General features: G+C 37.7%; 29 protein-coding genes. All 29 read left to right on the top strand.

Annotation, left to right across the window (positions count from 1 at the left end; genetic code table 11):
* Positions 1-20 precede the first annotated feature (20 nt).
* Positions 21-365 (top strand): 50S ribosomal protein L19, encoded by a 345-nt coding sequence (gene rplS / locus AC2VNP_RS18190; RefSeq protein ID WP_275117615.1) that lies wholly within the window; start codon positions 21-23, stop codon positions 363-365.
* A gap of 125 nt (positions 366-490) precedes the next feature.
* On the top strand, positions 491-1,042 hold the full coding sequence (gene lepB / locus AC2VNP_RS18195) for a signal peptidase I (RefSeq protein WP_486918682.1): 552 nt from the start codon (positions 491-493) through the stop codon (positions 1,040-1,042).
* Positions 1,043-1,050: 8 nt separating this feature from the next.
* Positions 1,051-1,905, top strand: coding sequence for a ribosome biogenesis GTPase YlqF (gene ylqF, locus AC2VNP_RS18200; RefSeq protein ID WP_486918683.1), 855 nt, complete (start codon positions 1,051-1,053; stop codon positions 1,903-1,905).
* A gap of 179 nt (positions 1,906-2,084) precedes the next feature.
* A complete protein-coding gene (locus tag AC2VNP_RS18205) occupies positions 2,085-2,864 on the top strand; it encodes a ribonuclease HII (protein WP_486918684.1) in 780 nt (259 codons plus the stop codon).
* Between the two features lie 24 nt (positions 2,865-2,888).
* Positions 2,889-4,658, top strand: coding sequence for a hypothetical protein (locus tag AC2VNP_RS18210; RefSeq protein ID WP_486918685.1), 1,770 nt, complete (start codon positions 2,889-2,891; stop codon positions 4,656-4,658).
* Positions 4,655-4,945 carry an EscU/YscU/HrcU family type III secretion system export apparatus switch protein gene (locus tag AC2VNP_RS18215; protein ID WP_486918686.1) on the top strand — a complete coding sequence of 97 codons (291 nt, stop codon included), beginning with the start codon at positions 4,655-4,657 and terminating at the stop codon, positions 4,943-4,945. The genes AC2VNP_RS18210 and AC2VNP_RS18215 overlap by 4 nt, the downstream gene beginning before the upstream one ends.
* 242 nt (positions 4,946-5,187) lie before the next feature.
* Complete coding sequence (locus AC2VNP_RS18220; RefSeq protein WP_486918687.1) at positions 5,188-5,373, top strand: small, acid-soluble spore protein, alpha/beta type; 186 nt, start codon at positions 5,188-5,190, stop codon at positions 5,371-5,373.
* The gene (locus AC2VNP_RS18225) at positions 5,373-5,672 is read left to right on the top strand and encodes a hypothetical protein (RefSeq protein WP_486918688.1); all 300 of its coding nucleotides are present in this window, start codon (positions 5,373-5,375) and stop codon (positions 5,670-5,672) included. The genes AC2VNP_RS18220 and AC2VNP_RS18225 overlap by 1 nt, the downstream gene beginning before the upstream one ends.
* A gap of 173 nt (positions 5,673-5,845) precedes the next feature.
* A complete protein-coding gene (sucC, locus tag AC2VNP_RS18230; RefSeq protein WP_486918689.1) occupies positions 5,846-7,006 on the top strand; it encodes an ADP-forming succinate--CoA ligase subunit beta in 1,161 nt (386 codons plus the stop codon).
* Between the two features lie 18 nt (positions 7,007-7,024).
* Positions 7,025-7,933, top strand: a complete 909-nt coding sequence (gene sucD / locus AC2VNP_RS18235) for a succinate--CoA ligase subunit alpha (protein WP_486918690.1) — start codon at positions 7,025-7,027, stop codon at positions 7,931-7,933.
* 78 nt (positions 7,934-8,011) lie between these two features.
* Positions 8,012-8,887, top strand: coding sequence for a DNA-processing protein DprA (gene dprA / locus AC2VNP_RS18240; RefSeq protein WP_486918691.1), 876 nt, complete (start codon positions 8,012-8,014; stop codon positions 8,885-8,887).
* Between the two features lie 119 nt (positions 8,888-9,006).
* Complete coding sequence (gene topA / locus AC2VNP_RS18245) at positions 9,007-11,079, top strand: type I DNA topoisomerase (protein ID WP_486918692.1); 2,073 nt, start codon at positions 9,007-9,009, stop codon at positions 11,077-11,079.
* A 226-nt stretch (positions 11,080-11,305) separates the two neighbouring features.
* Positions 11,306-12,613, top strand: a complete 1,308-nt coding sequence (gene trmFO, locus AC2VNP_RS18250; RefSeq protein ID WP_486918693.1) for an FADH(2)-oxidizing methylenetetrahydrofolate--tRNA-(uracil(54)-C(5))-methyltransferase TrmFO — start codon at positions 11,306-11,308, stop codon at positions 12,611-12,613.
* 60 nt (positions 12,614-12,673) lie between these two features.
* Positions 12,674-13,585 carry a tyrosine recombinase XerC gene (xerC, locus tag AC2VNP_RS18255; protein ID WP_486918694.1) on the top strand — a complete coding sequence of 304 codons (912 nt, stop codon included), beginning with the start codon at positions 12,674-12,676 and terminating at the stop codon, positions 13,583-13,585.
* A 97-nt stretch (positions 13,586-13,682) separates the two neighbouring features.
* Entirely contained in the window at positions 13,683-14,228 is a 546-nt protein-coding gene (hslV, locus tag AC2VNP_RS18260) for an ATP-dependent protease subunit HslV (protein ID WP_486918695.1), read from the top strand.
* A 27-nt stretch (positions 14,229-14,255) separates the two neighbouring features.
* The gene (gene hslU, locus AC2VNP_RS18265; RefSeq protein ID WP_486918696.1) at positions 14,256-15,650 is read left to right on the top strand and encodes an ATP-dependent protease ATPase subunit HslU; all 1,395 of its coding nucleotides are present in this window, start codon (positions 14,256-14,258) and stop codon (positions 15,648-15,650) included.
* Between the two features lie 26 nt (positions 15,651-15,676).
* Positions 15,677-16,456: a GTP-sensing pleiotropic transcriptional regulator CodY gene (gene codY, locus AC2VNP_RS18270; protein WP_486918697.1), complete on the top strand. Its 780-nt coding sequence runs from the start codon at positions 15,677-15,679 to the stop codon at positions 16,454-16,456.
* A 459-nt stretch (positions 16,457-16,915) separates the two neighbouring features.
* Positions 16,916-17,317, top strand: coding sequence for a flagellar basal body rod protein FlgB (gene flgB, locus AC2VNP_RS18275; protein WP_486918698.1), 402 nt, complete (start codon positions 16,916-16,918; stop codon positions 17,315-17,317).
* 8 nt (positions 17,318-17,325) lie between these two features.
* The gene (gene flgC, locus AC2VNP_RS18280; protein ID WP_486918887.1) at positions 17,326-17,772 is read left to right on the top strand and encodes a flagellar basal body rod protein FlgC; all 447 of its coding nucleotides are present in this window, start codon (positions 17,326-17,328) and stop codon (positions 17,770-17,772) included.
* Positions 17,773-17,847: 75 nt separating this feature from the next.
* A complete protein-coding gene (fliE, locus tag AC2VNP_RS18285; RefSeq protein ID WP_486918888.1) occupies positions 17,848-18,096 on the top strand; it encodes a flagellar hook-basal body complex protein FliE in 249 nt (82 codons plus the stop codon).
* A 238-nt stretch (positions 18,097-18,334) separates the two neighbouring features.
* On the top strand, positions 18,335-19,915 hold the full coding sequence (fliF, locus tag AC2VNP_RS18290) for a flagellar basal-body MS-ring/collar protein FliF (RefSeq protein ID WP_486918699.1): 1,581 nt from the start codon (positions 18,335-18,337) through the stop codon (positions 19,913-19,915).
* Between the two features lie 12 nt (positions 19,916-19,927).
* Positions 19,928-20,941 carry a flagellar motor switch protein FliG gene (gene fliG, locus AC2VNP_RS18295; RefSeq protein ID WP_486918700.1) on the top strand — a complete coding sequence of 338 codons (1,014 nt, stop codon included), beginning with the start codon at positions 19,928-19,930 and terminating at the stop codon, positions 20,939-20,941.
* Positions 20,934-21,731, top strand: a complete 798-nt coding sequence (fliH, locus tag AC2VNP_RS18300) for a flagellar assembly protein FliH (protein ID WP_486918701.1) — start codon at positions 20,934-20,936, stop codon at positions 21,729-21,731. Before fliG ends, fliH begins: the two co-directional genes overlap by 8 nt.
* A complete protein-coding gene (gene fliI, locus AC2VNP_RS18305) occupies positions 21,718-23,034 on the top strand; it encodes a flagellar protein export ATPase FliI (RefSeq protein WP_486918702.1) in 1,317 nt (438 codons plus the stop codon). Before fliH ends, fliI begins: the two co-directional genes overlap by 14 nt.
* A 3-nt stretch (positions 23,035-23,037) precedes the next feature.
* Complete coding sequence (gene fliJ / locus AC2VNP_RS18310; protein WP_486918703.1) at positions 23,038-23,475, top strand: flagellar export protein FliJ; 438 nt, start codon at positions 23,038-23,040, stop codon at positions 23,473-23,475.
* 16 nt (positions 23,476-23,491) lie between these two features.
* A complete protein-coding gene (locus AC2VNP_RS18315) occupies positions 23,492-24,058 on the top strand; it encodes a MotE family protein (protein ID WP_486918704.1) in 567 nt (188 codons plus the stop codon).
* 37 nt (positions 24,059-24,095) lie between these two features.
* On the top strand, positions 24,096-25,262 hold the full coding sequence (locus tag AC2VNP_RS18320; RefSeq protein WP_486918705.1) for a flagellar hook-length control protein FliK: 1,167 nt from the start codon (positions 24,096-24,098) through the stop codon (positions 25,260-25,262).
* Positions 25,263-25,271: 9 nt separating this feature from the next.
* On the top strand, positions 25,272-25,718 hold the full coding sequence (flgD, locus tag AC2VNP_RS18325) for a flagellar hook assembly protein FlgD (protein ID WP_486918706.1): 447 nt from the start codon (positions 25,272-25,274) through the stop codon (positions 25,716-25,718).
* 18 nt (positions 25,719-25,736) lie between these two features.
* Positions 25,737-26,123, top strand: a complete 387-nt coding sequence (locus tag AC2VNP_RS18330) for a TIGR02530 family flagellar biosynthesis protein (RefSeq protein WP_486918707.1) — start codon at positions 25,737-25,739, stop codon at positions 26,121-26,123.
* Positions 26,124-26,126: the final 3 nt, after the last annotated feature.

A 26,126-nucleotide genomic window follows, 5' to 3' on the forward strand; every position in this document is an offset into this window, starting at 1 on the left:
GATGGAAGGAGGGGAATAGGATGAGCAATATTATCCGTGAAATCGCAAAAGAACAACTACGCACTGATCTTCCAGCGTTCCGTCCTGGAGACACTTTACGTGTACACGTTAAAGTTGTTGAGGGGAACCGTGAGCGTATTCAGGTGTTTGAAGGTGTAGTAATCAAGCGTCGTGGAACAAGTGTCAGCGAGACTTTTACTGTACGTAAAATTTCTTATGGCGTAGGTGTTGAGCGTACATTCCCATTACATTCACCGAAAATCGATTCGATTGAAGTGAAGCGTCGCGGTAAGGTACGTCGTGCCAAACTTTATTACCTACGTGCACTACGTGGTAAAGCAGCGCGTATTAAAGAAATTCGATAATTGTATGAAAAAAGAAAGGGGCTTGGTTATCAAGCTCCTTTTTTTACACTAGTTGTGATATGATCTAAAGTAGGGAAGATCTCAATTCCTCATAATAGATAACTTTATATTGTGGAGGATGATTTATGAATTTCGGAAGAAGCGAAACGTACGAGTGGATAAAAGCAGTACTAATTGCATTACTTTTAGCTGTTCTTATTCGCTATTTCTTATTTGCACCGATTGTGGTTGAAGGAGAATCGATGGTTCCTACTTTGCATCATAGTGACCGTATGATTGTTAATAAAATAGGGTATACCATTGGAGAACCTGATCGTTTTGATATTATTGTTTTTCATGCAAGTGAAGAAAGTGACTACATAAAACGCGTCATAGGTTTACCAGGTGATACAGTTGAATTTATCGATGATACACTTTATATCAACGGTGAGGCTTATGAAGAGCCTTATTTAGAAGAATTAAAACAAGAGCTTAATGGTGCAACCCTTACATATGATTTTTCTTTAGATGAAGTGACTAATTCTATCGTTGTTCCTGATGGGTATCTTTTCGTAATGGGGGATAACAGACGAAGAAGCTTAGATAGCCGTGATATTGGATTTATCCCATATGAAGAAGTAGTAGGAAAGGCTAATTTTGTTTTTTGGCCATTTACAGATATACGAATAGCAAAGTAGGTGTTAACGTGACGATACAGTGGTTTCCAGGTCATATGGCAAAAGCGCGTAGAGAAGTAACGGAAAAGCTGAAGCTGATTGATGTCGTCATCGAGCTTCTTGATGCACGTGTTCCGATGTCATCAAGAAATCCAATGATAGATGAAATCGTTGCTCACAAGCCTCGATTGGTTTTGTTAAACAAAGCTGATTTAGCTGATCCAAGAGTAACAGATGAATGGAAAAATTACTTTACAAAACAAGATGTAAAGGTCTTATCCATCGACAGTCAATCCGGTAAAGGAGTATCGGCGATTAGCCCAAGTTGTAAAGAACTTGCAACTCCCTTACTGGAAAAAATGAAAGCACGTGGAATGAAACCAAGAGCGATTCGTGCAATGATTTTAGGTATTCCTAATGTCGGAAAAAGCACTTTAATCAATCGCCTTGCTGTTAAAAAGATTGCTAAGACTGGTGATCGCCCAGGTGTAACAAAACAGCAACAGTGGATTAAAGTTGGTAACGAAATGGAGCTTTTAGATACACCGGGGATCCTATGGCCCAAATTTGAGGACCAAGCGATTGGTTTTCGGTTAGCAGCCACAGGTGCTATTAAAGACGAATTACTTGATTTTCAAGACGTGGCTCTGTTTGTCCTTAATTATCTTAAAGACCGTTATGAAGGACAAGTAAAAGAGCGTTTTAAGCTAGATGAAATTCCAACAGAAGGAATCCAGCTTTTTGATGAAATCGGAAAAAAACGCGGGTTTCTGCAAAGTGGTGGGTATATTGATTACGACAAAACAGCAGAGATCATCTTACGTGAATTACGTTCAGGAAAATTAGGGAGAATTACTTTAGAGACGCCTAAAGAGTATCTCTAAACTCAGGATGCAGAGAGAGCGCAGTTGGTCTTCCACACGACCACCTGCGTTTTTTTATGTCAATATAGGCAGCTGGCTTTATGGTGTTTAGGGGAATACAAAATATTTCAGGTTTGCTAGTAAAAAATAAAAAGAACTTGACCGATATAATAAGTAAGTCATTAGAGGAGAAACGTGATATGAGCCAACTAACCATTAAACAAATCGAGCAATTACTTTTTAAAGATGAAACTGAGCTATCTGAGGAGCTTTTTATGAAGGTGAAGACAGATGGGCGAAAAGGTGTCCAAAAGTTAGTTGACCGATATGAAAAACAATTGCAAAAAGAACAGGAATTACGTGAAATGTTCCTACATATGAGCACCTATGAGGTTGATCTTAGAAACAAAGGGGTAGAATGGATTGCAGGTGTTGATGAAGTAGGCCGTGGACCGTTAGCTGGTCCTGTAGTATGTAGTGCAGTTATTTTACCGAAAGATTTTTATTTAGCAGGACTTACCGACTCGAAAAAGCTATCGAAAGAAAAACGAGAGACTTTTTATCATGTAATCTTACAAGAAGCGGTTTCTGTACATACGAGTATTATTTCTGCTGCTATGATTGATAAAGTAAATATTTATGAAGCAACTAAACTAGGAATGACAGAAGCTATAGAAGGTTTAGCGGTAAAACCGCAGCACCTGCTCATAGATGCTATGAAACTTCCAATGGCCATTCCACAAACATCTATCATTAAGGGAGATGCAACAAGCATATCGATCGCTGCAAGTTCTGTTGTTGCGAAAGTGACGAGAGATCGATATATGGAGGAATTAGGTAAGACATACCCTAATTACGGATTTGAGCGACATATGGGCTATGGGACAAAAGAGCACTTGCTAGCGCTTGAAAGGTACGGAGTTATTTTGGATGAACATCGTATGAGTTTTAGTCCAGTAAAAGAGAGTATAGCAAAATAGTAAATATGAAGGGAGATGTACGTTTTGTTTAGTAAAATTCAAGAAGCAACTCAGAAAACACCAATTAAAAAAACTCAAACACTACATCTTTCCCAAGGTCAACTGTTTCAAGGAAGAATTCTCAAATTTTTTCCAAATCACTTGGCATCCCTTCAATTAGGAAATAGGACTGTAACGGCAAAACTTGAAGTACCTCTTACAGCTGGACAAAAATACTGGTTAGAAGTTGTTCGTGCGGGAGGAGTACCGCAACTCAAAATTCTTGACGATAATGCTGTGAGGCGGGACGGTCAGCAAACGCAAGCTCAAGTACTTCAACAGTTAAATTTACCAGTAAACAAAGTTAATGATTTATTAATTCGCCATTTGGCAACTGAACAAATTCCTTTTACTAAAGAAGTTTTCGAAAAAGCAGCTCACTTATTGCAACAAACTGGACTTACGAATAAAGAGGGCTTACAGATTTTATCGATATTGCTGCATAAAAACTTGCCACTGACACTAGAAAGTTTTAATGCAATGCAAGCCGTGGAGCGAACACAGGGATCTTTATTACAGCAGATTGCCGAACTGCAGACACAGCTTCAAACGTTGCAAAAAGAACATCCTTCATTAAGGTCTTATACGAATGGAATCGATGCCGTTTTAAAAGAAACACAAATTTCTGAGGGGAAACACCAAGTTCTTCAATTACTTCATGCAGCTTCGTCACAAGCGATGTCAAAAGATTTAAGAGAAGGAGCAGTTCAGCTTTTACAAAGGACGGGTTTAGCGGGCGGAAATGTTTCAGCAGATCAGTTATTTGAAAACTTTAAGACGCAGTTAATTGATCCTTCAAACCGCCAGACAGTAAGTAAGTTATGGCCATTTTTATTGCAAAGTGTTACAGGAGGCATACCGCTTGCCTCTTTAGATGGCAAAACGCTGTTTCAATTATTATATTCACACCTAAACCAACCTTATACAAAAGCGGAACAACAACAACAATTTCAACTACTGCTGCAATTATTTTCGAATAACACGAATGCCCAAACTCTAACGAACCACTTTTTTAATTTACAGAATACATTCGGTCAATTATCTACTCAAGAAAGAGAGGCCTTATCCCATTTGTGGGGTCAATCTGTACAAAATGAACAGCAGGGTGAACGCTCATCTATTGCTAATCAACTGCTTAGAATCGTTTCTGGATTAGGATACTCACAAGAAAGAGAGCTTTTACAATTCTTTCAAGGACAAAACAGTTCTAATGATTATAAACAAGGTGAACGCCTCAAAAGTTTATTATTACAGCTCAACCAATTTCAGCTCCCAAAGACGATGAAGGACAAAGTAGAGTCAGTTATTAATCGAATTACAGGGCAACAGTTACTTGCAACAGAACAATACGGACCTATTCAGCAAACCGCATTACAAGTGCCTCTTCAATTAGGAGAATGGCAAACAGAGCTTACTGTTCAATGGGAAGGAAAAAGAAAAGCTGATGGAAAAATAGATCCAGACCATTGTCGGATTCTTTTTTATTTACATTTAGCGCAATTAAAAGAAACGGTAGTTGATGTTCAAATACAAAAAAAGATCATCTCCGTTCAAGTGTTCAATGAACATGAACGCCCAGTCTTGCTGTTAAATGTACTTCAACCTTTATTAAAAAAGCAACTTTCGGCGATGGAATATACGTTATCTTCTGTAAATTGGATCCAGTTCACAGAGCGGCAGTTTAAGAAGGATACGTCTGCTCATAAGGCGTATACTCAGAGGAACGGCTATGAGGGAGTCGATGTAAGAGTATGAGAAACGAAAAAAAATATCAAACGGCGATTGCTCTTTCGTTTAATGAAACACTAGACGTGGCGCCTCGAGTTAAAGCAAAGGGTAAGGGCTTTGTTGCTGAAGAAATTATAGAGCGTGCGAAAGAACATCATATACCTATTCAAGAGGATCCATCGTTAATTGAGCTACTTAGTCAATTAGAAATCAATGAAACCATCCCGACTGAATTATTTGAAGTCGTTGCTGAAGTATTTGCTTTTATATACCGTATTGATAAAAATCACAATACAGACAGCAAGCAACTATAGAATTCGAAGATGTCTAGTTCCAGTGCCTAACGACTAGCGAGATTTCTTGCGCATCCGCTCACAGGCGATCACTGTGTTACTTCTAAATCATACGAAGCGCTCTGTACGTCGCTAAACGGGGCGTTTACGCTTTTTTTGTTAGAAGAGTCAAGCAATTGCTTGACTCTTTTTTTAGATAGTAAATTCTCATGGTTTGATACACGTTGGACATACTATGTGGAGATAATGAAAGGAGTGATACGATGTCAAAAAAGAATTTATTAGTCGTTCCTGAATGTGAGCAAATGTTAGAAAGCTACCGTGAAGAAATTGCCATGGAATTTGGAGTTCATCGAAGTGTTCAAGAAATGGATGCAGTCAGCCGAAGTATGACAAGAAAAGTGTTAGATAAAACAGAGGAATCTAAAGGTATGGAGGATTGTGAGTAATGGGGAAGGACAGAGAATTTAACCCTAACCCAAAAACACCGTTGGATTATTGGGATGAAAATATTGATCCTGCACAAATGTCAGGGGATCATTGGGTCCAAGAAGAGAATGCCCCTATTGAAAATAAGGGGTTTGCTGATCCAACAGAATGTGAAGTAGTAGAAGAAAAAATGACTCCGCCTGGAGCTATGTTCATGCATCCGTCTATTAACGTAAGCTATGGTAATGATGGCTTAACAGGAACGAGACCAAAAACAGAGAAAAAAACAGGAAAAGACGCGAATAAGGGTGAAAAATAAAGAAAATGTGTCTATTTTATTAAATTTTGGAGGGGAAACCCCTCCAAAAAATTTTAAAAAGTGTTAAAATAAAAAAGGAATTTGACAATTCATCACGAAATATCTGTATTGGACAGACTAGTTAGTCTATGTCCTTTAAATATGGATACAATTGATAGGAGGATGGAGAGAGAATGAATATCCACGAGTATCAAGGTAAAGAGCTTCTTCGTAAGTATGGAGTGGCAGTGCCAAATGGAAAAGTGGCTTTTTCTGTAGAAGAAGCAGTAGAAGCTGCAAAAGAATTAGGTTCTAGCGTTTGTGTTGTTAAAGCACAAATCCATGCTGGTGGCCGTGGTAAAGCTGGCGGTGTCAAGGTTGCTAAGAATCTTGATGAGGTTCGTACATACGCACAAGAAATTTTAGGGAAAGTTCTAGTTACTCATCAAACTGGTCCAGAAGGTAAAGAAGTAAAGCGCTTACTTATCGAAGAAGGTTGCGATATTCAAAAAGAATATTATGTGGGTCTTGTATTAGACCGTGCAACTTCTCGCATCGTTATGATGGCTTCTGAAGAAGGCGGAACTGAAATCGAAGAAGTTGCTGAAGCAACTCCAGAAAAAATCTTTAAAGAGTATATTGATCCTGCTGTAGGTTTACAAGGATTCCAAGCTCGTAGATTAGCATTTAACATTAATATTCCTAAAGAGTTAGTAAATCAAGCTGTTAAATTTATGATGGGCTTATATCAAGTATTCGCTGATAAAGATTGTTCAATTGCAGAAATTAACCCGCTTGTTACTACTGGAGACGGTAAAGTAATGGCACTTGATGCAAAATTAAACTTTGACTCAAATGCATTATATCGTCAGAAGGATATTTTAGAATATCGTGACTTAGACGAAGAAGATGTTAAAGAGATCGAAGCTTCTAAATATGACCTTAGCTATATCGCGTTAGATGGTAATATCGGTTGTATGGTTAATGGTGCTGGACTTGCTATGGCAACGATGGATATCATTAAGCACTACAATGGTGATCCTGCTAACTTCCTTGATGTTGGGGGCGGTGCTACTGCTGAAAAAGTTACAGAAGCATTTAAGATCATTCTTTCCGACCAAAATGTTAAAGGAATTTTCGTTAACATTTTTGGTGGAATTATGAAGTGTGACATCATTGCAGAAGGTGTAGTAGAAGCTACAAAACAAGTAGGTTTAGAATTACCGCTTGTTGTACGTCTTGAAGGAACAAACGTAGATAAAGGTAAGAAAATTCTTGAAGAGTCTGGTTTAAACATCACTTCAGCTGACTCTATGGCTGATGGTGCACAAAAAATCGTATCTCTAGTGAAATAGAAAGGCGGGACGTGGAGAATGAGTATCCTTATTAATAAAGATACAAAAGTTATTGTACAAGGGATTACTGGTGCTACTGGTTTATTCCATACGCAACAAGCGATTGAATATGGTACAAACATTGTAGGTGGAGTTACACCAGGAAAAGGTGGAACGGAAATCGAAGGTGTTCCTGTATTTGATACAGTGGACCAAGCAGTTAAAGCAACAGGCGCTAACGCAACAGTTATTTATGTACCACCTGCATTTGCTGCAGATGCGATCATGGAAGCTGTAGATGCAGAGCTTGATTTAGCAATTTGTATCACTGAAGGAATTCCTGTAAACGATATGATTAAAGTTAAACGTTACATGGAAGGGAAGAAAACTCGTCTAGTTGGACCAAACTGCCCTGGTGTTATTACTCCAGAAGAATGTAAAATTGGTATTATGCCAGGTTATATTCATAACAAAGGTCACGTAGGTGTAGTATCTCGTTCTGGTACATTAACATATGAAGCTGTTCACCAACTTTCAACTAATGGAATTGGTCAATCTACAGCTGTTGGTATCGGTGGAGACCCTGTTAATGGAACAGACTTTATCGATGTATTAAACTTATTTAACGAAGACCCAGACACTTATGCAGTTATTATGATTGGTGAAATTGGTGGAACTGCAGAAGAAGAAGCTGCTGAGTGGGTTAAAGCTAATATGACTAAGCCTGTTGTAGGTTTCATTGGCGGACAAACAGCACCTCCAGGCAAACGTATGGGGCATGCTGGTGCTATTATCTCTGGTGGTAAAGGTACTGCTGCTGAAAAAATTAAAACAATGGAAAGCTGCGGTATTAAAGTAGCAGAAACGCCATCTGTAATGGGTGAAACGTTAATCTCTGTTCTTAAAGAACAAGGACTTCTTGAAAAGTGTATCACTCATAAAAACTAATAATCATGAGAGGCTGACACAAGTTGTATTGGTCAGCCTCTTTTCTGTATATAAATTTAAACGAATAAAGGTGATCCAATGGACGATAGGAAAAGAAGGTTAATCCACTTTAATCACTGTAGAGGTGTAGGTTGGAAAACGATTTATTCTTTCATTCAACACGATCCCACATTGGCTGTAATTTATAAGTACAAACCAGCTGACCTCATTCAATATTTTCATATGAAAGAAAACCACGCAAATACTTTTTACTTTGACATTCATCACACGAATATCGATAAGATCATTCAAGAATTTTCACTCCATCAAATCACTCCAATTACTCCATTTGATTCTTTATATCCCTCCCTTCTAATAAACACATATGATCCACCATGGGTACTTTATTGTAAAGGCGACTTGAAACTACTAAAATCTTCTCGAACACTCGCCGTTGTCGGTACGAGATTCCCATCACAACATGGATTGAAAAGTATAGATAAACTTCTGCCCCCGATCATTAACGACGGTTGGACGATTGTGAGTGGTCTTGCAGATGGAATTGATACGAAAGCACATGAATTAACGATGAAGTTAAAAGGAAAAACAATCGGTGTTCTCGGATCTGGCCTTTTCCACATATACCCGAAAAAAAATTTACCTCTAGCACAATGTATGTCTAAAGAACAATTATTACTTTCTGAATACCCTCCCCACCAAAAACCACAAAGATGGCAGTTCCCGGAAAGAAACCGAATTATTAGCGGTCTAAGTCAAGGTATATTAGTAGTAGAAGCAAAAGAGAAAAGTGGAGCACTAATAACGGCTGATCAAGGACTAGAACAAGGGAGAGAGATTTTTGCGGTACCAGGCTCGATTTTAGAAGAACGATCAAAGGGAACGAATGTTCTGATTCAAAATGGAGCAAAACTAGTGCTTACTTCTAGTGATATTTTAACTGAATTACATTGTTAATTTTGGGTAAAATTGATCTATATTTCAAATTATTTTAGAAGTAATGTTTGACAAATGCTAAAAATGTATTTAATAATAGGGAAGATTTATATTAATCCTCAAAGGGGGAGGAAACAGACATGGCTGATTATTTAGTAATAGTTGAATCTCCCGCAAAAGCCAAGACGATTGGTAAATACTTAGGTAAGAAATACACAGTTAAAGCGTCCATGGGACATGTAAGAGATTTACCAAAAAGTCAAATGGGAGTAGACGTAGAAGAGGGCTTCAATCCTAAATATATAACTATACGTGGAAAAGGACCTGTATTAAAGGAATTAAAAGCAGCAGCTAAAAAGGTAAAGAAAATTTATCTCGCAGCTGACCCGGATCGCGAAGGTGAAGCGATAGCTTGGCACTTAGCACACAGTCTAGATATTGATGAGACTTCAGAGTGCCGAGTCGTATTTAATGAGATTACAAAACAAGCCATTAAAGATGCTTTTAAAGAACCGCGATGTATTAATATGGATTTAGTTGATTCGCAGCAAGCAAGGCGAATTCTCGATCGTCTAGTTGGATATAATATTAGCCCTATATTATGGAAGAAAGTAAAAAAAGGCTTAAGTGCGGGAAGAGTACAATCGGTTGCTGTTAAAATGATTATCGACCGAGAAAATGAAATAAAAGCATTTGTACCAGAAGAGTATTGGAGCATCCAAGCATCCTTCTCTATGGACGACGATCAATTTGAGGCAAAATTTTACGGGATTGGATCGAAGAAAGTAGAATTAAAAACGGAAGCCGAAGTAAATGATGTTCTTGGAAAACTTAAGGGTAACAGTTTTATAGTTGACTCTGTTAAGAAGAAAGAAAGAAAACGAAACCCTGTTGCTCCGTTTACAACATCTTCTTTACAACAAGAGGCTGCTCGAAAATTAAATTTCCGTGCGAAGAAAACGATGATGCTTGCCCAACAATTATATGAAGGAATTGATCTTGGAAAAGAAGGAACGGTAGGTTTAATTACATATATGCGTACCGATTCTACTCGGATATCAGAAACGGCAAAGCAGGAAGTAAAGTCTTATATCGAAGAGACATACGGAAAAGAATATACACGTCAAGGTGAGAGAACGGTTAAGCAAGATAAGAAAGCACAGGATGCCCATGAAGCAATTAGACCGACTTCAGTATATAAAGACCCGAAAACAGTAAAAAGCTACCTGTCACGAGACCAGTTTCGCCTTTACAAGCTCATTTGGGATCGCCTAGTAGCCAGCGAAATGGCACCGGCTATTATGGATACGATGACAGTTGATTTAAAAAACGAAGATGTGGTTTTTAGAGCAACAGGGTCAAAAGTAAAATTTGCCGGTTTTATGAAGGTTTATATAGAGGGCAATGATGATGGGAAAAATGAAGAAGATAAATTTCTGCCCAACTTAGAAGAAGGTAAAACCGTAAAGAAAGAAGAAATCACACCGAACCAACACTTTACACAACCACCACCTAGATATTCAGAAGCTAGGCTTGTAAAAACACTAGAAGAACTAGGAATTGGCAGGCCATCTACATTTGCACCAACCCTGGATACTATTCAACGTAGAGGGTATGTGGCACTTGATGAAAAGCGCTTTGTACCAACTGAGTTAGGGGAAATCGTGATTGAGTTAATCCATGAATTTTTCCCTGATATATTGAATGTAGACTTTACAGCAAAGATGGAAAATGACCTAGATGCAATTGAGGATGGGAAAGAAAATTGGATTCGTGTCATTGACGGTTTTTATAAGGGGTTTGAAAAGCAAGTAAAGCATGCGGAAGAAGAAATGAAAGAAGTTGAGATTAAAGACGAACCAGCTGGAGAAGATTGTGACAAATGTGGACATGAAATGGTCTATAAAATGGGGCGCTTCGGAAAATTTATGGCTTGTTCAAACTTCCCAGAGTGTCGTAATACGAAAGCGATCGTAAAAGATATAGGTGTGAAGTGTCCATCTTGTCATGAAGGAAATATTGTAGAGCGTAAAAGTAAAAAACGAAGAATTTTTTTCGGGTGTGATCGTTTTCCAGAATGTGAATTCGTTTCTTGGGATAAACCAATTGCAAGAAAGTGCCCGAAATGTGAGCACATGCTTGTTGAAAAGAAAACGAAAAAAGGCGTGCATGTGCAATGTACATCATGTGATTACAAAGAAGAGACAAATTAGTGAAATGAATTGAAAGAATTGAAGTGTTAGTATATTATATTAGAGGTCTGACTTCTCTGATCATAAGTACGGATAGTATGAATAGGGTGATTCGGGCTTATACTTAAGGCACAGTATAGTATATCAGAAGATAAGCCGAATATTGTAATAGGTTATATGAGTCACCCTATAGAACGAATACAGACTTTACAATGAAGCTTTCAATTTGGTACGGAGGGTTTAAATCTTGGAGAATATACATATTAACGTAATCGGCGCAGGGTTAGCTGGAAGTGAGGCTGCTTGGCAAATAGCCAACCGTGGAATTCCAGTCCATCTTTATGAAATGCGGCCAGTAAAGCAAACACCTGCTCACCATACTGATAAATTTGCAGAACTCGTTTGTAGTAATTCATTGCGGGCAAATACACTTACAAATGCAGTTGGAGTATTAAAAGAAGAAATGCGAATTTTAAATTCTGTCATTATTTCTTCAGCTGACGATTGTTCCGTTCCTGCAGGCGGAGCCTTAGCAGTCGACCGTCATGAATTTGCAGATAGTGTAACGAGCAGAGTACGTAATCATCCTCTCGTTACCGTAATGAATGAAGAGGTAAGTGATATTCCTGAGGGGCCAACGATTATCGCAACAGGCCCATTAACATCTGAAAGTCTTTCGCAGCAGTTAAAAGAGTTAACAGGGGAAGAATATTTATACTTTTATGATGCAGCTGCTCCTATAATTGAAAAAGACTCTATTGATATGAATAAGGTGTACTTAAAATCTCGGTATGATAAAGGAGAAGCAGCTTATTTAAATTGCCCAATGACAGAAGAAGAGTTTGATCGTTTTTATGAGGCCTTAATAAGCGCGGAAACTGTACCCTTAAAAGAGTTTGAGAAAGAAATTTTCTTTGAAGGGTGTATGCCAATTGAAGTAATGGCACAACGCGGGAAAAAAACAATGTTATTCGGACCATTGAAGCCAGTTGGGCTTGAACACCCTGAAACAGGAAAAAGGCCGTATGCCGTTATTCAACTAAGACAAGATAACCAATCTGGAACATTGTACAATATTGTTGGTTTCCAAACGCATTTAAAGTGGGGTCCACAAAAGGAAGTATTAAAACTCATACCTGGTCTTGAGAACGCTGAAATTGTTCGTTACGGTGTCATGCATCGTAATACGTTTATCAATTCTCCAAAAGTGTTAAAACCTACTTATCAATTCAAAGAAAGAGATGATCTTTTCTTTGCTGGTCAAATTACAGGTGTTGAAGGGTATGTAGAGTCAGCTGCTTCCGGGCTAATTGCAGGAATTAATGCAGCAAGGTATGTTGAGCAGAAGGAATTAGCCGTTTTTCCTGAAGAAACAGCTATTGGAAGTATGGCACAATACATCACTACGGCCAATCCGAAAAACTTTCAACCGATGAATGCTAACTTTGGATTGTTAAAGCCTTTGGATCAAAGAATTAAGAATAAAAAAGAACGAAATGAGACACTTGCTAATCGAGCGATTGAAACAATTCAGAATTTTGTGAAAAAAATGTAAATTCCCTTGAATGAGCTACTAAGTTGTGGTACAATTTAGTAGCTTTTGTGAGGTGTTACTATGGAAGATACATCCAACCGAACGTTAATTGATGATTTTGTCTTTTATTTACAAGTTGAGAAAAATTGCTCCAAGCATACGATTGATAATTATCTACTTGATATCGATGACTTTATGAAACATATGAAAGAAAATAATATTAATGATTTTTTGTCTGTTACTTATCATACTGTAAGGCACTATTTAACAGTCCTCTACGATAAAGAATATGCCCGAACTTCGATTGCTCGGAGAATTTCGGCTTTGCGTAGTCTTTATCGGTTTTTATTAAGAGAAGGAAAAGTGAATGAGAACCCATTCGCTGCTACTCATATTCCTAAAGTAGGAAAACGTTTGCCCACCTTTATGTATGAAGAAGAAATAGAACAGTTATTTTCTTCGTTTGATGATAAAAATGCCCTCGATCAAAGGGATAAAGCAATACTAGAGTTATTATATTCGTCGGGTCTACGAGTGAGTGAATGTTGTCAATTGAAGATAGAGGACATTGATTTTTCAATAGGTACTGTCTTTGTTATTGGTAAAGGGAGAAAAGAACGTTATGTACCAGTAGGAAGCTATGCATTAGATGCACTGCAAAACTATATTGATGAAGCACGAACTCAACTCATAAGAAAGTCAAAGACAGGTCCACACTCTGCATTGTTTCTAAACTTCCGAGGGGGACCACTAACTGATAGAAGTGTTCGAGATATTCTTAAAAAGCGTATTGAAAAAGCCTCATTATCAATGCACATGAGCCCACATAAATTACGTCATACATTTGCTACGCATTTATTGAATAATGGTGCCGACTTACGAGTAGTTCAGGAATTATTAGGACATTCACATTTATCGTCAACTCAGATATATACGCACGTAACAAAGGATCGATTGAAAGATGTATATATGAAACACCATCCAAGAGCATAAAACGATACTATAGTTTTAGTTTTCATATTTGCTGTATCAATTATAAGCAACCAACGTTTGCAACTTTGTTTTACTTATCATTAAGGGGGGGTTCTTTATGTCAGAAGCAACTTTTCATGCAACAACGATCTTCGCCATTCAACATAACGGGCAATGTGCCATGACAGGTGACGGGCAAGTAACGTTCGGTAATGCTGTAGTTATGAAACATACCGCAAAAAAAGTGAGAAAGATCTATCAAGGCAAAGTAATCGCAGGCTTTGCAGGTTCTGTAGCAGATGCTTTTACTCTCTTTGAAAAATTTGAGGGACGCTTAGAAGAATACAATGGTAACTTACAAAGGGCTGCAGTTGAACTGGCAAAGGAGTGGAGAAGTGATAAAGTTTTGCGTAGACTGGAGGCAATGCTGATCGTCATGAATAAAGAACATTTATTACTCGTATCTGGAACCGGTGAAGTAATTGAGCCAGATGACGGAATACTTTCTATCGGTTCAGGAGGTAATTATGCGCTTTCTGCGGGTCGTGCATTAAAAAAACACGCACCCCAACTTTCTGCCAAAGAAATTGCGATGGCTGCACTAGAAACTGCTGGCGATATTTGTGTATACACGAATAAACAGATTGTCATCGAAGAGTTATAAAAACTTTTGAGAGCGGAGGATGTTGAGATGCAAAATAACTTAACGCCAAGACAAATTGTTGAACGTCTAGACCAATACATTGTAGGTCAGGAGTCTGCGAAAAAATCTGTAGCTGTAGCTCTTAGAAATCGCTATCGTCGCAGTTTACTCGATGAAAAGCTTCGTGATGAAGTAACACCTAAAAACATTTTGATGATTGGACCTACTGGTGTAGGTAAAACAGAAATTGCTCGAAGACTTGCCAAATTAGTCGGAGCGCCTTTTGTAAAAGTGGAAGCTACTAAATTTACAGAGGTCGGATATGTAGGGCGAGATGTAGAATCAATGGTTCGCGATTTGGTCGACACTTCGATCCGTATCGTGAAGGAAGAGAAGATGAACAGCGTTCGTGATAAGGCTGAGGAACAAGCTAATCAAAGAATTGTTGACTTACTTGTACCGTCAGCTAAAAAACAAACGCAATATAAAAATCCACTTGAGATGCTTTTCGGAAATCAAGGACAACCTGTTCAAGAGACATCGGACGCAAACGAAAGTCAAGATGTCCAACAAAAAAGACGTCAAACTGCACACAAATTAGCTCTCGGTGAACTTGAAGACCATATTGTTACAATTGATGTTGAGGAACAAACATCCGGATTTTTTGATATGTTTCAAGGTTCAGGTATGGAGCAAATGGGTATCAATATGCAAGATATGTTAGGGAATATGATGCCAAAGAAAAAGAAAAAGCGTCGTTTAACTGTTCGAGAAGCACGCAAATATTTAACTGAAGAAGAAGCGCAAAAGCTTATTGATATGGATGAAGTCAATCAAGAAGCTGTTTCAAAAGCTGAACAATTGGGTATTATCTTTATTGATGAGATTGATAAAATTGCAGGGAAAAGTCAAAATAGTGCCGATGTTTCACGAGAAGGTGTTCAACGTGATATTTTACCAATCGTAGAAGGTTCAACGATTGTAACAAAGTATGGACCTGTAAAAACCGATCATATTTTATTTGTTGGTGCAGGTGCTTTTCATATGGCAAAGCCATCAGATTTAATACCGGAACTACAAGGACGATTCCCAATCCGAGTGGAGCTTTCTAATTTATCGATTGATGATTTTGTTCGCATTTTAGTAGAGCCAGATAATGCTTTGATCAAACAATATATAGCATTACTAGAAACAGAAGGTATAAAAGTCAAATTTTCTGACGAAGCTATTCATAAGATTGCGACAATTGCAACAGATGTTAACCAAGATACAGAAAATATCGGTGCGAGGAGATTGCATACGCTATTAGAAAAATTGCTTGAAGATTTATCATTTGAAGCACCTGATATAACATTAGAAGAGATTGTAATTACACCAGCTTATGTTGAAGAAAAGTTAGCAACAATCGCAAAAAATAGAGATTTAAGCCAATACATTTTATAGTATGGACTTTTTAGGAGGAAAAAGGAATGGATTTACTAACTAGAACTAGAAAAATTAATGAGATGCTGCAAAAGTCTGGAGGCCAACACGTAAACTTTAAAGATATGGCTGAAACTTTACGCGATGTAATTGAAGCAAATATTTTCGTGGTAAGTCGTCGAGGTAAATTATTAGGTTTTTCTATTAAGCAGGAAATTGAAAACGAAAGAATGAAAAAAATGTTAGAAGAGCGACAGTTTCCTGAAGAATATACAACTAACCTGTTTAGAATTGAAGAAACGAGTGCAAATCTTGATATCGAGAGTGAATATACGGCGTTTCCAGTAGAAAACAAAGATCTGTTTGGTTCTGGATTAACAACAATTGTACCTATTCTAGGCGGGGGACAAAGACTAGGAACTCTAGTGTTAGCAAGATTAAATAAGTCATTCGATAATGATGACTTAATTCTTGCAGAATACGGTGCTACTGTAGTTGGTATGGAAATCCTTCATGAAAAAACACAAGAAATCGAAGAGGAAGCACGTAGTAAAGCTGTTGTTCAAATGGCCATCAGTTCATTGTCTTACAGTGAATTAGAAGCTGTTGAACACATCTTTGAAGAACTAGAAGGAAAAGAAGGTCTACTCGTAGCGAGTAAAATTGCTGACCGTGTTGGTATAACGCGCTCGGTTATTGTAAACGCTCTTCGTAAGCTAGAGAGTGCCGGTGTAATCGAATCACGTTCACTAGGTATGAAAGGGACATATATTAAAGTTCTTAACGATAAGTTTCTAGCCGAGTTAGATAAGATTAAACAAGGATAAATAGAAGTAAAGAGGTTACTCACAAGCGGCACGCTCCTTCATGACCATAACGCATCTAATCTAGTTAGTGTATTTATGATAATGGGGTCCGGCTCAAAACGAGTTGACCTCTTTTTATTTTGCTTAAATGTATCCATGAGTTTATCTGTTGATGTTGCAGGCTACCGTGAATAGTGAAATAAGCCTAATTGACAATACTGCAAATACATTAAAAGGAAACCTAGAATCTATTTTTTTTTAATGGATTTATATTATAATATACATAGTATTACACAATTCGACGGATTTTTTGAGAACTTCAGTGAAGTTACAGGACTTTAGTAATGATTTTTGTGTAGGTCTTTTTAGTTGATTTCACCTAGAAGCCAAATGATTATTAGACATTTAGTATAAGATGGATTACAATTTACTAGCAGGATTAGGCAATATTCGAGGAAAAATTACAAGGAGCGACTTAAAATGAATTTGTTTTCAAGCCCCGCGTTTAGCACGCTTGAAAGGGCATTAGATGGTTCAGCTTTAAGGCAAAGAGCAATTTCACATAACATTGCAAATGTTGATACACCAAATTACAAAACGAAAAAAGTGAACTTCAAACATACATTAGAACAAGCAGTTTCGACAAAATCCTTTGATGCTAATAGAACGGACGAACGTCATATGAATTTTAGCACAGGTAAACAGAGAGAAGCCTTTATTACTAGGGTAAATAACACGATGTATAACCATAACTTAAATAATGTGGACATAGATAAAGAAATGGCTGACCTCGCTCAAAATCAAATCTACTATAATGCACTAATCGACCGAATGAACGGACGTTTTAATAGTCTTCAAACTGTCATTAAAGGTGGGAAGTAAACGTGACGATTTTTAATGGATTTAATATTTCAGCATCTTCATTAACAGCGCAAAGGTTAAGGATGGATGTTATTTCTGCGAATATGGCAAATGCTGAAACGACACGAGCAAACTTTGTAAATGGAGAATGGCAGCCCTACAGGCGAAAAATGGTGGTCATGCAACCTAATCAACAAAACTTCTCTTCATACTTAAATAAAGCAATGAATCAATCCAATCATCCTGGAGAAGGTGTTAAAGTGTCGAGAATTATTGAAGACCGTACACCTTTTAAACTTATGTATCAACCTGAGCATCCAGATGCGGATGCCGATGGATATGTTAAACTGCCAAATGTTGATCCTTTAAGAGAAATGGTAGATTTAATGAGTGCAACACGCTCATACGAAGCAAATGTAACTACTCTAAACGCAACGAAAAACATGCTAATGAAAGCTTTAGAAATTGGTAGATAAGGATGGGTAATATAAATGGAACTAAATAAGATTACTACCCCTTTTGCTGTGCAGCGACAGCCGCTAGAAACACAAATGATTAAAAGAACACCAGCTGAAGCGCAAAGTCAGTTTAAGGCGGCGCTTAATGACGCTATAAAAAACGTAAATAATATGCAAAATCACTCTTCAGAAGCCACGTTAAAGCTTGCTCGCGGAGAAGCTCAGAACCTTCATGAAGTTATGATTTTAGGACAAAAAGCGAGTATTACGTTACAAGCAACTGTAGAAGTACGTAACAAAGTAATAGAAGCTTATCAAGAAATCATGCGCATGCAAGTTTAAAACTTACAAAAGGTCCGCGGGTTTCTCCATTTGTATTAACTACAACCGGTATCAGCTTAAGTAGCTTACTGTTTATGTAGAACGTAGAATTCAGCATATATTAGGCAACAAGTAACCTAAAAACTAGTAATTACGTTGCCTTGAAAATCCCGGATCTTTTGTTATTTTTATTGAACTTACGCTAAACACTATAGTTAAAACTACAATGATGGTAATTGTCGCATAGGTGGGAGGGCTCATGAACGATAAGCTAGTAGAATATAAAGAAAACGGTGTTAACTTCTGGAAAGAGCGAACAAGTGCCCAAAAGGGTATTTTTATTGGCTCTATTTTATTGTTAATCACTATGATTATATTATTAACTATTTTTGGGACAAGATCAAGTTTTGTGCCTCTATATAGTAATTTGTCTGTACAAGAAACTGGACAAATAAAAGAAACTCTAGATGCTAGAGGAATTGCATCTGAAATTTCAGCGAATGGGACGACTATAAGTGTTCCTGAAACGATGGTCGATACATTGAAAGTGGAGCTAGCTGCCGAGGGAATTCCAAGAAGTGGCAGTATTGATTACGGCTTTTTTAGAGACCGGATGGGCATTGGTATTACGGATAATGAATTCTCGTTAATGGAAAGAGCTGCAGTACAAACCGAGTTAGGAAATTTAATTAGAAATATTGATGGCGTAAATGGTGCTAATGTCATGATAACTTTACCAGAGGAAAGAATTTGGGTTTCTGATGAATTAATGACGGCATCAGCATCAATTGTTATTAATACCGCTCCTGGATACAACTTAGAACCGAGGCAAGTTCGGGCATTACATCATCTAGTGTCTAAGAGTGTTCCAAACCTTCCAATAGATAATATCGTCATCATGAACCAAATGTTTGAGCATTTTGAATATAAAGATGAAAATTCGCAAGATTATTCTACATTGACTGCCTATGAACATCAGAGAAAAATTAAACAAGACATCGAAAGGGACTTACAACGTCAACTTACACAAATGTTAGGTACGATGATGGGTCGCGACAGTGTATTAGTTTCTGTAACAACAGATATTGATTTCACACAAGAAAATCGTCAAGAAGACCTTGTTGCACCAGTTGATGAAGAAAATATGGAAGGTTTAGCGGTTAGTATTGAGAGAATCACTGAAACGTATGAAGGCGATGAAATTCCAGAAGGCGGGGTCGCAGGTACTGGAGAGGCTATTCCTGGATACCCAGGTGTAGTAGGTACAGGCGGTGGATCCTATGAAAAAATTGAAGAACGTGTCAATAATGATGTAAACCGTATTCGCCGTGAAATTGTAGAAAGTCCATATAAAATACGCGATTTAGGCATACAGGTCATGGTTGAGCCACCTGAAGGACAAGAGGAACTGCCAATTGAACGATTAAATGATATTCAACAAATATTAAGTACCATAGTCCGTACAAGTATTGATGGGAACTTAGCTAGTGAATTAACACCTGAAGACATCAACGATAAAATTTTTGTGTCTGCACAGCAGTTTAGAGGAAAAGTGGAGGTTCCACAAACTTCTGAAGAAACTGTACCTACATGGTTATATGTTGTTGGTGGGGTATTAGTTGGAATCATTATTCTATTAATCTTCTTGTTAATGAAAAAGAAAAAGAGAAATGAAGAGGAAGAAGAAGTACTTTTAGGGCCAGTTACTGAAGAAATACCGGATATACCGAATGAGGAAGACAGCGCTTCGGCTACTAAACGAAAACAGCTTGAGAGAATGGCAAGAGAAAAACCAGATGAATTTGCTAAGCTCGTTAGAACTTGGCTAACAGATGACTAGGAGGGTGATTGAATGAATACTAAAAAAGGAAGCTTAACAGGTCGTCAAAAAGCAGCTACCCTCCTCATATCTCTTGGACCCGATGTGTCAGCACAGGTATATAAACATTTAACGGAAGAGGAAATAGAGAAATTAACGTTAGAAATTGCAAATGTTCGAAAAGTAGATAGTTCACTAAAAGAAGAAATCCTTGAGCAGTTTCATCAACTAGCTATGGCACAAGATTATATCTCTCAAGGTGGTATTGGGTACGCAAAGAGTGTACTTGAGAAAGCGTTAGGAGAAGCTGAAGCGATGGAAATTATTAATCGCTTGACTTCCACCTTGCAAGTGAGACCATTTGATTTTGCTAGAAAAGCAGATCCTTCGCAAATCTTGAATTTTATACAAAATGAGCACCCGCAAACGATTGCACTTATCCTCTCTTATTTAGATTCTGTTCAGGCTGCACAAATCTTATCTGAACTGCCACAGGAAGTTCAAGCCGATGTAGCTAAGCGTATCGCTCTTATGGATAGCACATCACCGGAAATAGTAAATGAAGTAGAAAGTATTTTAGAACAAAAACTATCAGCTACCGTTACTCAAGATTATACAGCGGCTGGTGGTATTGAGGCAGTTGTTGAAGTACTAAATAGTGTAGATCGAAGTACTGAACGAACAATTCTTGATGCTCTTGAAATCCAAGATCCAGAATTGGCCGAGGAAATTAAAAAGAGAATGTTCGTCTTTGAAGATATCGTTACTCTGGATAACCGTTCTATTCAAAGAGTAATACGAGACGTTGAGAATGAAGATTTACAGCTGTCACTTAAGGTGGCAAGTGATGAAGTGAAAGAAATCGTCTTTACTAATATGTCACAGCGTATGGCTGATACATTTAAAGAAGAAATGGAGTTTATGGGTCCTGTTCGTTTACGTGATGTCGAAGAAGCTCAGTCTCGTATTGTCGCAGTCATTCGTCGACTAGAAGAAGCTGGAGAGATCGTTATTGCACGTGGCGGAGGAGATGATATTATTGTCTAAAATTATTAAGTCTTCCTATGCAAGACCGGAACCCACCGGGGCCAAAACAATCTCTGTAAAAAGAATAAAGCTTCAAGATCTAAATGAGGAAAATACGACAACCGAAGTAAAGGAAGATATGTACACGCGAGTTGAAGAACAAGCAAGATTGATACTAGAACAAAGTGAGTATCAGGCCCAACAGAGGCTTCAAGATGCTGAAAATAATGCAAAAGCGATTCGTGAACAACTGGAACAAGAACAACAAAATGCATATAACGAGCTTGAACAGTTGAAGCAAGAAGCTAGGCAGCAAGGTTATGAAGAAGGTTATCAGCAAGGTCTTGAGACTGGAAGGCTGCAATACGAGGAAGCGCTGGTTCAAGCTGCGAATATTATTCAAGCTTCTAAAAATGATTACGCTGAAGTTATAGAACAAGCTCAACCAACAATTATTGAACTAGCGTTTGCTATCTCAGAAAAGTTAATTGGGACTACTTTTAATCAACATAACGAAGCGTGGAGCCACCTTGTTCAAAAAGCAATCCTTGAAGTTAGAGAACAGGATGAAGTAAAAGTGTACGTACATCCTGACTGGTATGAACGAACACTTCAACATAAAAATGAATTAATTACTTTACTGAGTCATTCTGAACAACTTTATATTTACCCTGACCCTCAATTGAGAGAACATGGTTGCATTATCGAAACCACGTTTGGACGAATCGATGCTAGTGTAGATAGTCAACTAACTGAACTAAAACATGTACTTCTTGAAAAATTGAAGGAGGGTAAGGATGGAAGCTCATGATCTGATTAATGTTGTTCCCCACCTTAATCCGTATAAATGGTACGGGAAAGTAACAAGGGTTGTAGGATTAATGATTGAGTCTAAAGGCCCTCAAGCATCTATTGGAGACTTATGTTATATCCATATTGGCAAAGGTAAAACATCAAAGGTCATGGCTGAAGTAGTAGGTTTTCGTGATGAGAATATTCTACTAATGCCGATTACTGGTACGGGAGAAATTTCACCAGGCAGTCTTGTTGAAGCAACTCGACACCCTTTAGAAATCAAGGCGGGTTTAGGGTTAATCGGTAAAGTGATTGACGGATGCGGACAACCACTCGATCGTTCAAAATTACCCGATGGCTTATCAAGTTTTCCAACAGACAATGCGCCTCCAAATCCATTAGAGAGACCAAGGATAACCGAACCAATGAGTATCGGTATACGCTCGATAGACAGTTTATTAACGGTTGGAAAAGGTCAAAGAATTGGAATTTTTGCAGGTAGCGGGGTTGGTAAAAGTACCTTGTTATCCATGATTATTAAAAACTCTGATGCAGATTTAAATGTCATTGCTTTAATCGGGGAACGTGGACGAGAAGTAAAGGATTTTATTGAGCGTGACTTAGGTGAAGACGGACTTAAAAAAAGCATACTAGTTGTTGCTACCTCTGATCAACCAGCTTTAATGAGAGTGAAAGGAGCAATGACAGCCACTGCAATAGCCGAATATTTCCGTAACCAAGGGATGAATGTAAACTTAATGATGGATTCGGTTACTCGTTTTGCAATGGCACAGCGGGAAATCGGTTTAGCGGTTGGGGAACCGCCAACGACTAAAGGTTACACACCATCCGTTTTTGCAATGCTTCCTCGTCTCTTAGAGCGTTCGGGTACAAGTCGAAATGGATCAATTACTGCATTTTATACCGTACTAGTGGACGGTGATGATTTAAATGAACCGATATCGGATGCAGTGCGGGGTATTTTAGATGGGCATTTCGTGTTAGATCGAAAGCTGGCAAACAAAGGCCAATTTCCAGCGATAAACGTCTTAAAAAGTGTTAGTCGTGTCATGCATGATATCGTACCACAACAGCATCATATTGCTGCTGAAAGGTTAAGAGCAATGCTGTCAACGTACTACGAATCAGAAGATTTAATTAATATCGGCGCTTATAAGCGAGGCTCATCAAGAGAAATTGATTTAGCTATTCAAGCATTTCCGAATATTATTTCTTTTTTGAAACAAGGAATTAACGAACCAAGTCATTTAGATGAAGCTGTAATGATGTTACAACAACAATTCGGGGGAGGTGAATAGGGTATGTCATTCCGTTATACTCTTCAGAAAGTTCTTGAGATTAAAGAACGAGAAAAACAAAATGTTGAGAACGAATATAGCAAGGCGACAAAGCAATTTGAGGAGACGGCAACTAGATTATATGATCTCTTGAAGAAAAAAGAAGACTTAGAAGCTAGATGCGAACAACAAATGAATGAAGGAATTCCTATTCACCAACTGCAACAACATCAAACAATTTTAATGCGGCTAAATATTGATATTGAAAGGCAACAACAGTCAACCAATTTAGCTCGAAACCAAATGTATCAAAAACAGGAAGAGCTTGTAGACGCCTCTATTGAGTTAAAAAAATATGAAAAGATGAAAGAAATAAAGCATGGAGAATATATCGAAGAACAAAAGAGGCTTGATAATATGCGGATGGATGAAATCTCTTTACAGTTATATGTAAACCGCTAAAAATAAGGTGAAGATTATGAGTAATGAGAAAGAGTACAGTAAAGTCCAATGGTTCTTCTTTGTTATTTTTATCCCAACCCTGTTTGCCATTATTTTGTTTGCAGTCATTCTTATCTTTCTTGGAGTTGACTTAAAGGATAAGGCGAAAGAAATCGGTGGAAATCTACCTTTTATAGGTGAATATATCATTGATGAGGTTGAAGAAGATGAAGAGAGCCTGATTAACATCAATGAATTACAGGAAACGATTGTTTCTCAACAAAATCAAATCGAACAATTAGAACGGCAACTTACACAAAAAGATGAAGAAATACTTCAACTCCAAAGCGAAGCAACGTCTTTAGAGGAACAATTTGTGTCACAAGAAGAAGCAGTTGCAGAAGTTAGGCATGATTTAAAGGAGATTGCTAAGACATATGAAGCGATGTCTACGAAGAATGCAGCGAATATTTTGTCTGAACTTCCTACATCAGAAGCTCTCCTTCATATCTCACAAATCTCTACACAATCTAGAGCAGGAATATTAGCGAAAATGGAACCAGAGAAAGCTGCAGAAATAATGTCGCGTCTAGCTAACCAATAGATTAATGATGATATATGACTTGAAAGGAGGTGAAATAATGAATATCGCAGGAGCTATTGGTTCAAATCAATTTAATACAGGTAATGGCCAAATTAAATCTCAAAGCTTATCCAGAAGTACCTCTTCGTTTTCTAAGCTGCTTAGCAATAGTTTTTCTGGTGAAACACCAACTGGAACTAGTTTACGCACAAGTGAAAGCGTAACTGATAAAGAAAGTGTAAACGATAAGCAACTATTATCGTTAATAAAAGAGTTAGTAGAAGCACTGCCGTTTGAAGATGGTTTCCTAGCAGAAGAAAAGCTTAACGACTCGGATGTCCAACAATTATTAGCCTTGTTACCAGAGGAACTTCAATTAGAAATCGAGAAAATCTTTCAAAGTAAACTACCGATTGAAGCTCTATTACAGTCTGCAAATACTTTAAATAATCCAGCTGCAATGTTAGCTTTACTAGTGGCCCTAAAAAGGTCACCAGCTCAAGTAAGGGATATAAATCAATTTATGAAACACCTAGAGCAGTTGTTTAATGTAGGAGACAGTGCAAATGCACTTGATGTGAAAAATCCAAAAGATGTGCTGCACCAATTAATTCAAGCTCTTCAAAAAGAAGACCAACGAATGAATCAAAATCAAATTCTTCATTCACTAATGCAAAGAATGGGAGTTGGCGAGCGTTCTACTGAAGGTCAGCAAGGCATTAATATAAATACTGATGCACAAAATATGTCACGTGTACAACAATTAGTGGTACATATTGGAGAACAACCGACAAAGGAAGCTGAACAGCGCCAGTTTGTCCGTCAATTCCATGAAATTCTTGGCCGTGGAGTATTAAAGAATTTAAATAACGGATCACAAATATCTATTAAACTATTTCCAGAACATTTAGGACGACTTGATATTCGTTTATCTCAAATTAATGGTGTGATTACTGCACGAATTCTAGCAAGTTCAAGTACGGCAAGAGAACTGATAGAATCTCAAATTCAGCAGTTAAGGCAAGCCTTTTCACAACAGCAACTAAATGTTGAACGCATTGAAGTCACTCAGCAGCAACAACAGTCAGCGGGTAACTTAAACAAAGATGGACAAGGAAGACAAGCTGAGCGAGACCAGGATGAAAAACAGTCAGAAGATAATGAAAGCGAAAAAGAATCGTTCTCTCAGTTACTAGAAGAAATAACGATAAATGAGAAAGTTTAGGTGTTGAGTATGAATAATACAGTAGACCCAAGTCTTTTTTTTGATAACCGTTCCCGTGATGTAAAAAAAACGGGTGAAGGAACATTAGGGAAAGATGATTTTCTAAAAATATTAATTACTCAGTTACAAAACCAAGATCCGACAAATCCAATGGATGACCGTGAATTTATTTCACAGATGGCACAATTTTCATCGTTAGAGCAGATGACAAATATGAATAGAACGCTCGAAAGATTTATCGCTACACAAACAGATAACAAGCTTGTTCAAAATAGTCATTTGATTGGAAAAGAGGTTCAATGGCAACGTGAAGACTCAATCTCTGATCGAAATTTAGACACGAATATAGTCAAAGCAGTGCGTTTACGCGATGGAAATGTTTCTGTTCAATTAGATAATGGAAATTGGATCTTAGTAGACCAAATTAAACAAATTAGTTCAAGTGGAAAAGAGTAGTGAACAGGAGGTGAAGTAATGGACCCTCATATCTATTCACAACAACTAAGGCCACTGCCTCAAAAAACATATTCAAATAAAAAGACGATAATGCCAATGAGGCAAGGAAATTTCCATGACATTTTACAAACTGAGATTAACAGCACCAAGGGAATTAAACTTAGTAAACATGCTGAAAAACGTATGCAAGATCGAGGAATATCCATCAATCAAGACCAATGGACGGCTATTGAAAATAAACTAAGAGAAGCTAAGTCTAAAGGCATAAGCGATTCATTAATTGTTTTAAATCATGCGGCACTTGTTGTGAACGCCAAAAATAACACCGTTATTACCGCACTTGACCGAAACGAAGCGAGTGCACAAATATTTACAAATATAAATGGAACGATACTTATCGATTAAAAG

The sequence above is a fragment of the Alkalihalobacterium sp. TH-98 genome (assembly GCF_057473385.1).